Annotated in this window: 14 protein-coding genes; 9 read left to right on the top strand and 5 right to left on the bottom strand. The window is 38.6% G+C overall.

Going from position 1 to position 13,500, the window contains the following annotated elements; translation table 11 throughout:
• Positions 1 to 90 precede the first annotated feature (90 nt).
• The 3 genes from AB657_RS07715 to AB657_RS07705 are packed head-to-tail and all read left to right on the top strand — an operon-like array spanning position 91 to position 2,621.
• Complete coding sequence (locus tag AB657_RS07715) at positions 91 to 633, top strand: RNA polymerase sigma factor (RefSeq protein ID WP_047245961.1); 543 nt, start codon at positions 91 to 93, stop codon at positions 631 to 633.
• Positions 617 to 1,204: a hypothetical protein gene (locus AB657_RS07710; RefSeq protein ID WP_047245960.1), complete on the top strand. Its 588-nt coding sequence runs from the start codon at positions 617 to 619 to the stop codon at positions 1,202 to 1,204. The genes AB657_RS07715 and AB657_RS07710 overlap by 17 nt, the downstream gene beginning before the upstream one ends.
• The gene (locus tag AB657_RS07705) at positions 1,176 to 2,621 is read left to right on the top strand and encodes a hypothetical protein (protein WP_157491628.1); all 1,446 of its coding nucleotides are present in this window, start codon (positions 1,176 to 1,178) and stop codon (positions 2,619 to 2,621) included. Before AB657_RS07710 ends, AB657_RS07705 begins: the two co-directional genes overlap by 29 nt.
• 2 nt (positions 2,622 to 2,623) lie before the next feature.
• On the opposite strand, the gene AB657_RS07700 is transcribed toward AB657_RS07705, so the two are convergent.
• The 4 genes from AB657_RS07700 to msrA all read right to left on the bottom strand — a co-directional run bounded on the left by AB657_RS07700 (position 2,624) and on the right by msrA (position 7,060).
• Positions 2,624 to 3,358 carry a sugar-binding protein gene (locus AB657_RS07700; protein WP_047245958.1) on the bottom strand — a complete coding sequence of 245 codons (735 nt, stop codon included), beginning with the start codon at positions 3,356 to 3,358 and terminating at the stop codon, positions 2,624 to 2,626.
• Between the two features lie 125 nt (positions 3,359 to 3,483).
• Positions 3,484 to 4,812, bottom strand: coding sequence for a Gfo/Idh/MocA family oxidoreductase (locus tag AB657_RS07695; RefSeq protein WP_047245957.1), 1,329 nt, complete (start codon positions 4,810 to 4,812; stop codon positions 3,484 to 3,486).
• Between the two features lie 3 nt (positions 4,813 to 4,815).
• Positions 4,816 to 6,195 carry a 3-keto-disaccharide hydrolase gene (locus tag AB657_RS07690; RefSeq protein WP_047245956.1) on the bottom strand — a complete coding sequence of 460 codons (1,380 nt, stop codon included), beginning with the start codon at positions 6,193 to 6,195 and terminating at the stop codon, positions 4,816 to 4,818.
• Between the two features lie 163 nt (positions 6,196 to 6,358).
• On the bottom strand, positions 6,359 to 7,060 hold the full coding sequence (msrA, locus tag AB657_RS07685; RefSeq protein ID WP_047245955.1) for a peptide-methionine (S)-S-oxide reductase MsrA: 702 nt from the start codon (positions 7,058 to 7,060) through the stop codon (positions 6,359 to 6,361).
• A gap of 72 nt (positions 7,061 to 7,132) precedes the next feature.
• Between msrA and AB657_RS07680 the strand changes: the two genes are divergently transcribed.
• The 3 genes from AB657_RS07680 to AB657_RS07670 all read left to right on the top strand — a co-directional run bounded on the left by AB657_RS07680 (position 7,133) and on the right by AB657_RS07670 (position 8,769).
• The gene (locus tag AB657_RS07680; protein WP_232304859.1) at positions 7,133 to 7,846 is read left to right on the top strand and encodes a peptidoglycan DD-metalloendopeptidase family protein; all 714 of its coding nucleotides are present in this window, start codon (positions 7,133 to 7,135) and stop codon (positions 7,844 to 7,846) included.
• A 178-nt stretch (positions 7,847 to 8,024) separates the two neighbouring features.
• Complete coding sequence (locus tag AB657_RS07675; protein ID WP_047245953.1) at positions 8,025 to 8,261, top strand: hypothetical protein; 237 nt, start codon at positions 8,025 to 8,027, stop codon at positions 8,259 to 8,261.
• Positions 8,262 to 8,526: 265 nt separating this feature from the next.
• Complete coding sequence (locus AB657_RS07670; RefSeq protein WP_157491626.1) at positions 8,527 to 8,769, top strand: hypothetical protein; 243 nt, start codon at positions 8,527 to 8,529, stop codon at positions 8,767 to 8,769.
• A gap of 18 nt (positions 8,770 to 8,787) precedes the next feature.
• Here the strand turns inward: AB657_RS07670 and AB657_RS07665 are convergent, their stop codons facing one another.
• Complete coding sequence (locus tag AB657_RS07665) at positions 8,788 to 9,483, bottom strand: arylesterase (protein WP_047245951.1); 696 nt, start codon at positions 9,481 to 9,483, stop codon at positions 8,788 to 8,790.
• A 61-nt stretch (positions 9,484 to 9,544) separates the two neighbouring features.
• On the opposite strand from AB657_RS07665, the gene AB657_RS07660 reads away from it, so the two are divergent.
• The 3 genes from AB657_RS07660 to AB657_RS07650 all read left to right on the top strand — a co-directional run bounded on the left by AB657_RS07660 (position 9,545) and on the right by AB657_RS07650 (position 13,289).
• Positions 9,545 to 10,234 (top strand): ABC transporter ATP-binding protein, encoded by a 690-nt coding sequence (locus AB657_RS07660; protein WP_047245950.1) that lies wholly within the window; start codon positions 9,545 to 9,547, stop codon positions 10,232 to 10,234.
• A 47-nt stretch (positions 10,235 to 10,281) separates the two neighbouring features.
• Positions 10,282 to 12,780, top strand: a complete 2,499-nt coding sequence (locus AB657_RS07655; protein WP_047247874.1) for an ABC transporter permease — start codon at positions 10,282 to 10,284, stop codon at positions 12,778 to 12,780.
• Positions 12,781 to 13,031: 251 nt separating this feature from the next.
• Positions 13,032 to 13,289, top strand: a complete 258-nt coding sequence (locus tag AB657_RS07650) for a hypothetical protein (RefSeq protein ID WP_047245949.1) — start codon at positions 13,032 to 13,034, stop codon at positions 13,287 to 13,289.
• Positions 13,290 to 13,500: the final 211 nt, after the last annotated feature.

Here is a 13,500-nt window from a genome sequence, read left to right as displayed (position 1 = left end):
GATTTATAAAAATAGCAGTTTTTTGCAACATCCCTTTTTTTCTTTCGTCCTTTAATTAACAACAACTAAAAACAAACACCAAACCGACCAATGTTTCCTATTGATGTTGTAGAGAAATGCAAGGCCAATGACCGATCTGCGCAGTTAAAATTGTACAGGCAGTATTGTGATGGTATGTATTGTGTGGCCATGCGTTTTTTGAAAAATTCGGACGATGCGGAAGATGTATTGCAAGAAGCGTTCATAAAAGCTTTTCAAAAAATACATCAGTTCGAAGGAGAGGTAACCTTTGGTGCTTGGTTAAAAAGAATAGTCGTTAACAAGTGTATCGATTTTTTAAAATCAAAAAAAGGAAATACCATCGCCCTGGATGAAAGTTATATGGTGCCCGTAGAAAATGACGAATGGACGGTAAGTGATGAGATTTGTGTAGAGGATGTGAAAAAGGCAATAGAGAGTTTATCTGGTAAATATAGATATGTGGTGATGATGTTTTTGTTTGAAGGGTATGATCATAAAGAAATATCACAGGTGTTGGAAATATCGGAAACAGCCTGTAGAACCAGATTATTGAGAGGAAAGTCACAATTGAAAAAAGTATTAAAAGCGAAAAAATATGGCACAGGATCTTAGGGGATTGTTCGCTAAAGAACGGGAAAACGAAAAATTTAAACTTAAACAGGGCCATGAAGAACGTTTTATGGCAAAATTGGATTCCGTTATGCCAAAACGTAAAAAGCCTGTTTGGACGGTGTGGAAAATAGCAGCTTCTATTATTGTGTTAATCGGCCTAGGTCTTTTTGCATACGAGCAAATAAATAAAACGGAAAGTATAGAAACTATTGTGGTAGATAAGGCAAATGTAGATAATGAAAGTGACGCATTTTCTTTTGGCGATTTATCACCCGATTTAAAAAAGGTGGAAAATTATTATATCGCAAATATTGGTATAGAACTTTCTAAGCTACAGGTTTCGGAAGATAACAAAGAGCTGGTAGATAGTTTTATGGAAAGATTATCGGAGCTGAATAAAGAATACGAAAATTTAAATAAAGAATTATATGAATTGGGCCCCAACGACCAAACTATAGCCTCGTTAATAGAAAATTTACAATTGCGGTTGCAATTGTTGCAGAAGTTAAAAAGAAAGTTAAATCAATTAAAATCATCAAAAAATGAACAGATCACTGAAAGTAGCATCTAATCAATTCATCATTGTATTAGGGGCATTAACTACATCGTTGTCCGCCTTGGGACAAAAGGAAAGTACTTCGTTTACCGAAAGTTTTAATGTGGCCGACGATGCAGTTTTAAATATCAATACCAGTTATGCGGATATTGAATTTGAAACATGGAACAAGAATACGGTAGAGGTGGTTACCACTATAGAATTGGAAGGTGCCACCAAGAAAGAGGCAGAAGACTATTTTGGTAAACAACCGGTAAAGGTGATGGGCAATAGTAAGTCTATCGAGATTACCTCTGGCACGGATAGGTTTGGGTTGTTCGGCCCACAAGAATTCAATTATAGTGATTTTAATATCGAGATTCCCGAAGTTACTCCGTTTGTGGTAGAAATACCTGAAATTGCTCCTTTTCCCGAAATTGCGGAAATGCCTCCCTTGCCAGATACAAAGGCTTTCAAGTTTGATTATGAAGCCTATGAAAAAGACGGTGACAAGTACATGAGAAAATGGCAAAAGAACTTTGAGAAGAGTTTTGATAAGAAACACCAAAAAAAACTTGAAGAGTGGGCAAAAAGAATGGAAGAATCATTTCAAGAGGAACAATTAAAAGCGTATGAAAAAAGAAGAGAGGACCTTTTGAAGAAAAGGGAAGACCTGTTGGAGGAAAGCCAGAAAAGAAGAGAACGATTATTAGAAGAAAGAGAGGAGAAATTGGACAAATTACATAAAGAAAGAGACGAACATATAGAGTTTATACATATGCGTAGGGATAGTTTACGCAATGCTCCGAATATATTTTATTATTCTACCGGCGAGGAACACAAGAAGTTCAAAATCAAAAAGACAATAAAAATCAAGATGCCGAAGTCAACCAAAATTAAAATGAACGTGAGACATGGAGAAGTGAAATTGGCGGAAAATACCAAGAACCTGAATGCGACTTTGTCGCATTCCAGCCTTTGGGCATCTACAATAGAAGGGGATGAAACGGATGTTTCCGTTTCATATTCACCGGTAAGCATCCAAAGGTGGAACTACGGGCAGTTAAAGACCAATTATTCGCAAGATATTGCCTTGAACGAGGTAGATAATATTCAGCTACAGATAAATTCCTCTGCAGTTACGATCGATAAGCTTTTAAGAAAAGCCTTTATTAAGAATGATTTTGGTTCACTGCAGATAGGTGCTTTATCCAAAGAGTTGGAAGAAATGGATGTTTCGCTCAAAAATGCCGAATTGATATTTTCTCTTCCGACAATAGCTACGGAAATTTATATTAAAGGGAATTCTTCTGAAATTAACCTGCCAAAATCATTAAAATTAAATAAAACGACCAATGGCAATACCACGGTATATAAGGGAAATCATTTAGGTGGCAATACCAATGCATCCATAGTAATTACCTCCGATTATAGTGAGGTTTTTGTTGAGTAATTTTATTTAGACAATAACAAGGTCCCAAAAATATCGGCATTGATCCATCCTTGATTTTTATCTTCTCCTTCTACAAATACCGAACCTATAAAATTCTCTCTTTCGGTACTTTTATCATTATCACAATATGCCAGGGCAAAACCTATTTTTTTTCCAGGTTTAAGAGAAACGGGAGTATTCTGGGTTCCGTCCATAAAAGAGTCGTCAAATACTTTTACGGCCAATTCCCACGTGGTAAGGTTGTCTTCGGTAGTGTGGGCAGAACTTACATGATCGTTGTAAAGTCTTGGTTTTTTGTCCGGCCCTAAATCCACCACATTACCATCTAAAGCTACGTGGTATGCAAACGCATTATGGCTAAATTGATGTAGCCCCCCAGAATTGTCCTCATCTATAAAAATTTCGACACAATCATCGTTCCACCACAGTTTTAATGGGTCTTCGGTACGATCTAGTAGAATATCGTCGGTAATTTCTATCAATATATACAAGGCTTCTTCGTTCCAGGCAAGTTTATAGCGACCGTTGAAATCGCCATGTTCATAGGGGCCTCCGATCCAGTTTTGGTCTAGCGGTAACCAATCGCAAAGGTTCCAGAAGGTTTCTGTAGGTTTACCATCTAAAAGAGGAGCTTTTTCGGTGTAGTCTACTTTTATAACACCGCTATCTTGCTTTTCTTTGTGTTTGTTACAAGATAATAGAACCAATATAAGAGCCATTGCCACAATACTTTTCATAAGTCGCAAATTTGTGGTTTGTTGTACTAAATATAGTAAAATACTTCTCAAGAAAATGTTTTCCTGATGATTGTTCTTGCGTTACAAAAGGTATTGTGACTTGGCAAAATAGCTTTTATTGGTTATTATAGTTTGGGTTCCCAGCCTTCGGCATATTCCCTTTTCCAAGTTTTCATTACCTTCTCGTTGTTCAGTACTTTTCCTGTGGTTCTATCAATTTTTAGGGTTTCACCGGCATCCTGGGCCATATTGCCCAAATGACATAGCATGGTAGAGATGCTGGCGTCTTTTATGTCGGAATGTAAGCTCTCGTCCTTTCTTATAGCACTAAAAAAGTTGGATACATGGTTTACGTCAAGTGAGCCTTCTCCACGGGTATTGGTAGTCTGGCTTTCCCCACCTTCTTTTTCCTCTTTGATCAGGTTGCCCCCTAGATCGTACAATTGGTAAAAATTACGATCGAGCATAATAGAACCCTTGCTACCGTATATGGTAACTCCCCTGCCTGGCCTGGTAGGCTTTATAAGCCCTCTGCTATGCCCCGTCCAAGTAATAAACTTATCATCGTCAAATGTATAGGTCACCTGCTGATTGTCTACAAATTCCCAATCATCGTTAAAGGTATATTTTCCGCCAAACGATGTAACGCTATTGGGTAGGTCTACCCCTAATGCCCAACGGCAAATATCTATCTCGTGCGTACCGTTATTATGAATTTCACCGGTTCCCCAATTTTTAAACCAATGCCAGTTGTATGGGTGAACATTATCTCTGTAATTTTCCCTGATAGCCGGACCTTGCCATAGTTCCCAATCCAAAGTTTTTGGAACATCTACCTCTTTACCGATACCAATAGAACCTCTGTTGTTAGAGTAATACGCCTCACCTTTATATACATTTCCGATAATACCTTCTTTAATGTCTTTAATTGCCATTATAGATGTATGGGCAGAACGTTGTTGGTTGCCCATCTGCACTTTTAAGCCATACTTTTTTTGTGCGGCTACCAAAAGATCGTTCTCGTACGGATTGTGGCTACAGGGTTTTTCGACATAAACATGTTTGCCTGCCTGTAAGGCCATAATGGCCATGGGCGCATGCCAATGTTCGGGGGTAGCTATAAAAACGGCATCCACTTTTTTGTCTTCCAATACCTTTCTAAAATCTTTTTCGACCTTGGGTACATATCCGATGTTCTCTTTGCACCAGGCATTGTGTTCCTCTAATATTAGGTCGTCTACATCACAGCTATAAAGAATTTTAGCGTTGGCATCCGCGTTAATTGCCTTAACATGGGCCTTGGCCCTGCTTCGTACGCCTATTACGGCACAGTTTATCTTGTCGTTGGCTTCTAAAATATTTGCATAGGAACTTGAGGGCATTACTAGGCCGCCCAAAGTTACCGCCGCCGTACCAGCTGAGGTTTTCTTTATAAAATTTCTTCTTGTGGTCATAATTTAGTCTTTGGTGATTGGTTTTATTTTAATGTTTTTAAAAGAAACGCGATCACCGTGTTCCTGTAATAAAATATGACCTTTTTCAGCGGCTCCAAAATTAGGCCATTTGGCATATTTGCTTTCAGACACTAATTTTAGGTATTCATCACTATTTCTTTCGTATTCAACTACTTTCATACCATTTAACCAATGCTCTACATGATTGTCTACTGATTTGATATGGGCAGTGTTCCACTCTCCGGGAGGATTCATGGGTTTGTTGGGGTCTGCTTGTATAAGGTCATATAAGGATGCAACCGTACGAATGCCTTCCTTTCTTCCCAATTTGGCATCCGGATGTCTGGCATCGTCCAATATCTGATATTCTAATCCTATGGACGACCCTTCTCCTTTGTTAAGGTCGGTGTTCACATAGTATTTTATACCGCTATTGGCACCTTCGGTAATCATAAAATCTACCTTTAGTTCAAAATCGCCATATAGTTCTTTGGTGACTATATCTCCACCTGCGGCAGATTCTTCACCTCCAGAAGACAATACCGTCAAGACTCCATCTTTAATTTCCCAACCATTGGGTGGAAATTCATCTAATTTGGCACCACGCCAACCGTTCGTGGTTTTTCCGTCCCAGAGCATTTTCCAACCATTTTTTGCTTCGTCTACCCCTAGGGCATTGACAGTAACAATAGGGGTCAGCGGGCTTTTTCTTGCATATTTAGATACACTGTCTGTAAGTATTTTAATGTTTTTCCAAATAATTTCGGTTCCTTCTTTTTGATCAGGACCAATGCTGTGAACTTGCAACGCTATAAAGCCTTTAGATGTTTTATCGTCTATTAAATAAGAGGCCGGTACATCGTTTATCCATGTTTTAATTGTATCTCCGATAGCTTCGATCCTGTAATGGTTCCAGTCATTTTGTTTAAAAGCTTCTTGTGCGGCCTTGTTTTCTGTCATTGTATGTAACCAACCTCTTCTGGCCTCATCATAAATGCCTGCGCTCCAAGCACGTTCAGAGGGGTCTATTTCTATTTGGTAACCGTGGGTTCTTCCGTTCATGTAATGTGGGTAACTATTGCTACGGATCTGTATGCCCGAATTCATACTGGGGTCTACCTTATAATCTAGCTCAAGAATAAAATCATCGTACAACTTATCGGTGGCCAAAAAAGAATTAGGCGTATCGTGAACCGTACTTCCGACAATACTGTTATCTCTGATGGTATAGTGTGCCTTACCGCCTATTTGGGACCATCCAGATAAGGTTTTGCCGTCAAAAAGTGATACCCAGGGAGTGTCATCTTTTGGTTCATGCTTGCAATTGGTAAATAGTGCCAAGCCCAGAAAGAGCCCGGAAAAAACAAAAAATCTTTTAATCATGTTGTTTTGGTTTGGTTATAATCTAAAGCAAAAAGCGTCTTAAAAAGACGCTTGAAGATACTAAAATTTATGTTTCTTGGCCGAAAAGAATCAACTGGGACTTTAAAAAGGAGTCTCCTAAAAAGATCTTGTATTTGTATCAGTGATTGATGGTCAGAATAGGCTAATGTATGTCTTCTTTTAAAAAATCGCCAAAATTTTGTTTAAACCTGTTCAACCTTGGAATCGATACATTTTGTATATAAGGATTGTTGGGGTGGTTGCGCTCATAGTCTTGATGGTAATCTTCCGCTTTATAGAATTTGGTAAAAGGGGTGACCTCGGTGGTAATTGTAGCGCCGTCATAGACATTTTGGTCTTTTAGGGCCTGTATATAGCTTTCTATGATTTTCTTCTCTTTGTCATTTTTGTAAAACGCAATAGAACGGTATTGAGGACCTTTATCTGGTCCTTGTCGGTTTAATGTCGTAGGATCGTGCGATCCAAAAAATACTTGTACAAGAGCCGTAAAGGAAATAACCTTTGGGTCGTAATATACCTCTACAGCTTCGGCATGTGAAGTTTTTCCACGGCCTACCATTTCGTAGGTAGGGTTTTCCTCTTTGCCACCTGCATAACCAGAGATTACTTCTTTAACACCTTTGACACTTTCAAATATGGCTTCAACACACCAAAAGCAACCACTGGCAAAGTATGCGGTCTCATATTTGCTCAGTTGTTGGGGGGTAAGCTTTACGGTTTCTGGCGAGGTGGCGTTCGCTACAACAGCATCTTCCTCTGCAATTTTCGTGTTTTTTGTTTTTGATTGGCAACTGGTGACAAACAATAGTGTAATACTTATTATTGTAAATCTAATCGGAGTCATTTTATTTTGTTTGTTTATTGGTAGGTAAATTACAAAGTACTTACGATGCAAAAGGTTAAAAAGTGTTAAGTAATGAACATACCGTATTATTTTTACGTCATGGATCTGCTTATAGAAAAACTTACGACACTTTCCCGAGAACCCATACGACCATTGGATAACACTATTCCCTTATCGGCATATGTGCCTTTGGATCTATCTAGGGATAATGAAATTTTAAAAGGAATGGATATTGCCCAACCCAAAGAATGTCAACGGTACATAGATAATATTTTGTATAAAAACAATGGTGAGGTGGCTTATGGAGGATATTTGGAAAATAGGGATCTTTATGCCGATAAACAGAATTTTAATGCTCCCGGCAACGAACCGCGAAATATTCATCTTGGCATAGATTATTGGTGTAAGTCGGGAACAAAAGTTATAGCCCCTATAGAGGGGATAGTCCATAGTTTTAAAAATAACAGAGGAATCGGGGATTACGGACCTACCATAATTTTAGAGCATTGTTTGGATGGTATAGTATTTTATACCCTGTATGGACATTTAAGCCTAGAATCACTGGAGGGACTCACTTTGGGGAAGCAATTCTCTGCAGGTAGTACCTTAGGCTTTTTAGGTACACCGGATATTAACGTGAATTATGCACCACATCTACACTTTCAGATAATTAAGGATGTGGAGAGCTATTATGGAGATTATCCAGGTGTTTGTTCTTTTCAAACATTGGATTTTTACAAAAAGAATTGTCCCGATCCTAATTTGTTGTTTAAAATAGGGTCGTAATATCCGTTGAAAGACACTTATAATAGATAAAGTGAAATAGGCGCCCGAACCGTTCATCGAGTGAATTTCGCACTTTGTCCGTTTACATGTCGGATAACGAGAAATTGGGGTTTTTGAGCGATTCGCCCCCCTTCAAAATACACTTGCGGTAGTTATAATAGTGTAACAAACGCAAGTCATGAAAACAGTAGCAACCATCTTCTTTATCCTTTTTATCGGAACAACACTACAGGCCCAGAAAAACACTACGGAAGAAAAGGTGGAGACCATGCAAACGACCATCGTTACCGAAACCGTTAACTCTACCGATTTTAAAACCAACACCGAGGTTGCAAGGTTGTACAAGTTCAAAAATGCAAGGGTAACCAAGGCATTGTCTTTTACGACCAAAAGAAACAGGGCCAAAATGGCTTAATTGCTTTTAATATGTATCCTGATTATATTTCTCTTTCCTCAAAGACATCTAAATAAGTCCAATTTTTTGTAGGAATTAATTTGAAATATCGACGAAATGTATAGAATTATCGATGAAACAAACCTGATTTTGTAGGAAAACTTTTGTAGGAATAGTGTTGTTGGTCGAAAAAAATGCATTTGACCGATAAATTGATACCGTTTATCGAAATGGAAATTTGAAATTCAATAAGCGAGAGTTATATATTCACCAAATTGATCTACTAATGAAACCTACTCTTATTTTTATTTCAATGCTTGTTACCTGCATGGGAGTTTTTGCCCAGGCTCAGAAAAATGATATTGAAACAAAAGCGAAAGCTATTTCAATGCCAATTACTGAAACCATGGCCCAAACTAACTTGGGCAAAAGCATCCCGTCAGTTTCAGGTATATACATATCAAAACATTCTAGGGTAAAAAGGGCATTGGCCTTTAAGTCGAGAAAAAGGAGGCCTAGATTGGCTTAGTCGGATATTGTTTTTCCTTTACTTTGGCGAAACAACGGGTTCTAACACCTTCCATACATTATTGGCGACTATTTTTTGTCCTTCAGCTGTAGGATGAATACCGTCCTCTAAATTCAATTCGGGTATTCCGGCAACATTTTCCAAAAGAAAAGGAATAAGCAAAACATTGTTTTTCTTTGCCAGGTCCGGGAACATGCTTTTGAATTCGGTGGTGTAATCTTGGCCCATGTTTGGTGGAATTTGCATGCCGGCCAAGAGAATGGTGGTTTCGTTATTTTTTTCTCTTACCTTGTCTATTATTTTTTGAAGGTTTTCTTTGGTTTCTGATAAAGGTATGCCCCTAAGTCCATCATTGGCCCCAAGTTCTAAAACAAATATGTCTATCTTTTGGTTCAAGACCCAGTCCAATCTATTGAGTCCCCCAGAGGTGGTCTCACCACTTAGACCAGAGTTGATCACCTTGTAATCTAAACCCAAAGAGTCTAGACGAAGCTGTATTCTATGTGGAAACCCATCTTCTGTTTCCAGACCATAGGCAGCGGTAAGGCTATTGCCAAAGAACAGGATAACCTTGCTTTGGGTCTGTTTTTCTTCTTTGTTTTCCTCCACTGTAGATTCAGTAGTGTTATCGGTTTGCCTTTGTTTTTTACTTTCTCCACAGCCAATTAGCAATAAAACGAGAAAAAAATAACTAAACTTTAATAGTTTGCGCATAGTGTATCCTTCTTAAAACCAAAATCATTTAGTTATTTTGTTAGCTTGTACTAAATGAGTTATGACAAAGATATTAAACGTAAAGAACCTAAGGAAAACTTATCGTAGCGGCACAAAGGATTTAACGGTATTGGATGGTATCACCTTTGACATAGAAGCAGGGGAAACTTTTGCCATCGTAGGACCGTCGGGAAGTGGAAAAACAACCTTGTTGGGCCTCTGTGCGGGCTTAGACCAGTTAGATGAGGGAACCATAGAGTTATGCGGTACAGAACTCAATGCCCTTAATGAAGATCAACGGGCCTTGTTGCGAAACCAAAAAGTTGGGTTTATTTTTCAAAATTTTCAGCTGTTACCTACATTGACCGCTATAGAGAATGTGAGCGTTCCGTTAGAATTACAAGGGGCTGCCGACGCTACTAAAGAGGCAAGGGAATTATTGGAAAAAGTGGGTCTTGGGGATAGGTTTGATCATTATCCATCACAATTGTCGGGAGGAGAGCAACAACGTGTGGCTTTGGCCCGGGCCTTTTCTACAAAGCCTGCCATATTATTTGCAGACGAACCTACAGGAAACCTGGACGAAGAAACAGGTGAAAAAGTCATAAAATTATTATTTGAACTAAATAAGGAAATGGGGACCACCTTGGTCATTGTTACCCATGATCTAGATCTGGCCCGGCTGACCCAACGGGTGATTAAACTTAAGGGCGGTAAAATTGTTGCTAACCAATCTGATATTGTAGTTTGAGCGATTTAAAATATACTTCAAAGGCTTCGTTGGGCTGGTTGTTTAAAATGGCATGGCGAGATGGTAAGGCAAGCGGCAAAAGATTGCTGTTGTTTATGGCATCTATTGTATTGGGGATTGCAGCGGTAGTCTCCATACAATCTTTCAGTGAAAATTTAAAGGACAACATTGGAAATCAGTCAAAGGCCTTAATGGGAGCCGATTTTTTAATAGATAGTAATGAACCTGCCAATGAGCGGGTATTGTCTATAATGGATTCACTTGGTGGTGCGGATGCTATGGAGGTAAAGTTTGCATCTATGGCCGCATTTTCTAAAAACGGTGCCACTAAATTGGTACAGGTTAGGGGAGTGGAAGGTAATTTTCCTTTTTATGGTGAACTCGAAACAGAACCTGCGGATGCGGCAGTAAGATATCAAGCCGAATCTGGTGCCCTAATAGATGCTACCGTTATGCTCCAGTTTAATCTAGTGGTGGGAGACAGTGTAAAATTAGGGAACAAGACCTTTCCCATAATTGGTTCGTTGGTCACGGCCCCGGGAAGCACGGGAATTGGAACTTCGGTAGCGCCACCGATTATGGTTCCTTATGGTTTTATGGAATCTAGTGGGTTGTTGCAGAAGGGAAGTAGGTTGGATTATGCCTATTATTTTAAGGCCCCTGATGCAGACCTCGAAAAGTTGGATAAAGAACTAGATCCTTTGTTGGATGAGCAAAATGCAGATCTTGATACACACACCTCTACGAGTCAGAGGTTGGGAAGAAGGTATGACAATGTTGGGCGTTTTTTGAACTTGGTAGCCTTTATAGCATTACTGTTAGGCTGTGTGGGTATAGCCAGTTCCGTTCATATTTATATAAAAGAAAAATTAAAGGCGGTAGCAGTCTTAAAGTGTTTGGGAGCTACCAGAAAGCAGACATTTCTTATTTTCTTGCTGCAAATTGCGGGAATGGGATTGCTGGGAGGCATCATAGGAACAACGATCGGGCTACTATTGCAAGAATCCTTTCCTTTGATCTTACAAGAGTTTTTGCCTTTTCAGGTTCAAATATCTACCTCTTATCAAGCCATTGTCGTAGGTTTGGTCTTGGGCATATTAATGTCGGTTCTTTTTGCATTATCGCCCTTATTAAATACTTGGTTTGTATCTCCATTACAAGTTTTAAGGGTACAAGAGAATGTTGGGGGCAAATCTAGAAAAGCTCAAATATTTGTATTCTTGGCCATAGTACTCTTTGTATTTTTATTCGCGTATTGGTTGCTCGATAATTTTAAGTATGCCTCTAGCTTTGTAATAGGTATATTGGTGACTTTTGCGGTTTTATGGGGTATGTCGCAATTTTTTATGCGATTGGTAAAACGTTATTTTCCTAAATCTTGGAGTTTTGTTTCAAGACAAAGTTTACTAAATCTTTATAGGCCCAACAATCAAACCGCGGTATTGATCTTGGCCATTGGTATTGGAACCTTTTTGATAGGAACCCTCTACTTTACAAAAGATTTTTTGTTGGCCAAAACCTCATTGGAGGCCAATGAAAAAAGTCCTAACCTGATTATGTTCGATGTTCAAAATGGACAAAAAGAAGATATGATCAAGGCTATAAAGGCAAAGAAACTGCCGATTATAGATAATATTCCGATTATTACTATGCGTTTAGATCGGATCAAGGATCGAAGTGTAAACGCCATACGTTTAGATTCGACTACGACAATAAACAAATGGATATTAAACCATGAGTTTAGGGTAACCTATCGTGATTCTTTGATCGGTTCAGAAAAATTGATTTCTGGAGATTTTGACGCAAAAGTGGTTCCGGGTAGGCCGGTACCCATATCGTTGTCCGATAATGTGGCCAATGACGCTCAGGTTGTGGTGGGAGATACTTTGGTCTTCAATGTTCAAGGGATGCTGATGGAAACAATTGTTGGAAGTATTAGGGAAGTGGATTGGGGAAGAATGCAAATGAATTTTTCGGTGGTATTTCCGACAGGGATTTTAGAGAACGCTCCACAATTTCATGTGTTGACCACCAATGCTCCAGATAAGTTGTCGTCCGCCAATATTCAGCGCGAATTGGTGAAAAGCTTTCCGAATGTCTCTATTTTAGACTTGCGACAGGTACTTACCTTGATAGAAGGTATTTTGGACAAAATTTCTTGGGTGGTCACATTTATGGCTTTTTTTAGCATCTTAACGGGCATAATTGTTTTAATAGGTTCGGTAAGAAACAGTCGGTATCAGCGAGTTAGGGAAAGTGTACTTCTTAGGACAATCGGTGCCAAGAGCAATCAGATACTAAAGATGGCCGCTTTAGAATATTTGTACCTAGGGTTGTTGGGTACTGGAATGGGGATTTTACTTTCGTTGATCAGTAGTCAGTTATTGGCATATTTTATTTTTGAAACTCCGTTCGTACCCTCAATGATTCCATTTTTTGTCGTGCTTCCAGGTATTACGTTATTGGTCTTGTTAATAGGATTGTCCAACAATATTAGTGTTCTTAAAAGTCCTCCATTGCAGGTGTTGAGAAAAGAGGTTAATTAGTCCATTTATAATACATCATAATTAGGTTTTCTTCTCTTATTTAAAGAGGGATGGGGCTTTTTGTAAAGAGAAAACTGCCGATTATCTACCTGTTTTTTCGATGTGTTGATCGTGGTGCCCAAAACGTTCATCGACAATTTTGTACCCTTTATCCAACCTTTGTTTTGTTATCGAAAAACCTTGTATTTAAACGATAGGTAACGATACTTTTTATCATCTGAAGTTAGCTTTATATAACCCAAATCAATGTTATGAAAGCTATTTTAACCTTGTCTTTAACTCTTTTTTTCGGAGCTGTTTCTTTCGCACAAAGTGCAAATGTTGAGCACAAAGTTGATGTGTCTACAGTAGGTGTGGTGCAAATGGCAGAAAACCTAAAAGTAGAAGACCTTGGCCAGAAAGAAAGAATTGAAACCAATGGTGTGGCCAGGTTATATCGCTACAAAAATTCAAGGGTTAAAAAAGCCTTGTTTTTTACCACAAAAAAGGATAGACCAAAATTGGCATAACCTTTGTAATACAATTGTAGAGTGCAATTAAGTACTTTATTAAAACAAAATGCTATGTTATTATTTATTACCATAATACCCGTTGTTTTAGTTGTTTCCCATTTATTGATATTCCCAAAATCAAAGGGAAGTCTTAAACCTATAAAGGTTCCTGTTCAACAAAGAAAGTTCTAAGGGGCGGTAGTATGTTTTTTATCGCACACTGATTTTT

It is taken from the genome of Maribacter thermophilus (genome assembly GCF_001020565.1).
GTDB classification, from domain to species: domain Bacteria; phylum Bacteroidota; class Bacteroidia; order Flavobacteriales; family Flavobacteriaceae; genus Maribacter; species Maribacter thermophilus.
This window is presented reverse-complemented; position numbering and strand designations above follow the sequence as displayed.

What these genes read in the sequence shown, in the direction of transcription:
- AB657_RS07670 (WP_157491626.1), top strand. Translation starts at nt 8,527, where the DNA reads ATGAAACCTACTCTTATTTTTATTTCAATGCTTGTTACCTGCATGGGA.
- AB657_RS07705 (WP_157491628.1), top strand. Translation starts at nt 1,176, where the DNA reads ATGAACAGATCACTGAAAGTAGCATCTAATCAATTCATCATTGTATTA.
- AB657_RS07715 (WP_047245961.1), top strand. Translation starts at nt 91, where the DNA reads ATGTTTCCTATTGATGTTGTAGAGAAATGCAAGGCCAATGACCGATCT.
- AB657_RS07710 (WP_047245960.1), top strand. Translation starts at nt 617, where the DNA reads ATGGCACAGGATCTTAGGGGATTGTTCGCTAAAGAACGGGAAAACGAA.
- AB657_RS07695 (WP_047245957.1), bottom strand. Translation starts at nt 4,812, where the DNA reads ATGACCACAAGAAGAAATTTTATAAAGAAAACCTCAGCTGGTACGGCG.
- AB657_RS07675 (WP_047245953.1), top strand. Translation starts at nt 8,025, where the DNA reads ATGAAAACAGTAGCAACCATCTTCTTTATCCTTTTTATCGGAACAACA.
- AB657_RS07690 (WP_047245956.1), bottom strand. Translation starts at nt 6,195, where the DNA reads ATGATTAAAAGATTTTTTGTTTTTTCCGGGCTCTTTCTGGGCTTGGCA.
- msrA (WP_047245955.1), bottom strand. Translation starts at nt 7,060, where the DNA reads ATGACTCCGATTAGATTTACAATAATAAGTATTACACTATTGTTTGTC.
- AB657_RS07680 (WP_232304859.1), top strand. Translation starts at nt 7,133, where the DNA reads ATGAACATACCGTATTATTTTTACGTCATGGATCTGCTTATAGAAAAA.
- AB657_RS07650 (WP_047245949.1), top strand. Translation starts at nt 13,032, where the DNA reads ATGAAAGCTATTTTAACCTTGTCTTTAACTCTTTTTTTCGGAGCTGTT.
- AB657_RS07700 (WP_047245958.1), bottom strand. Translation starts at nt 3,358, where the DNA reads ATGAAAAGTATTGTGGCAATGGCTCTTATATTGGTTCTATTATCTTGT.
- AB657_RS07660 (WP_047245950.1), top strand. Translation starts at nt 9,545, where the DNA reads ATGACAAAGATATTAAACGTAAAGAACCTAAGGAAAACTTATCGTAGC.
- AB657_RS07655 (WP_047247874.1), top strand. Translation starts at nt 10,282, where the DNA reads ATGGCATGGCGAGATGGTAAGGCAAGCGGCAAAAGATTGCTGTTGTTT.
- AB657_RS07665 (WP_047245951.1), bottom strand. Translation starts at nt 9,483, where the DNA reads ATGCGCAAACTATTAAAGTTTAGTTATTTTTTTCTCGTTTTATTGCTA.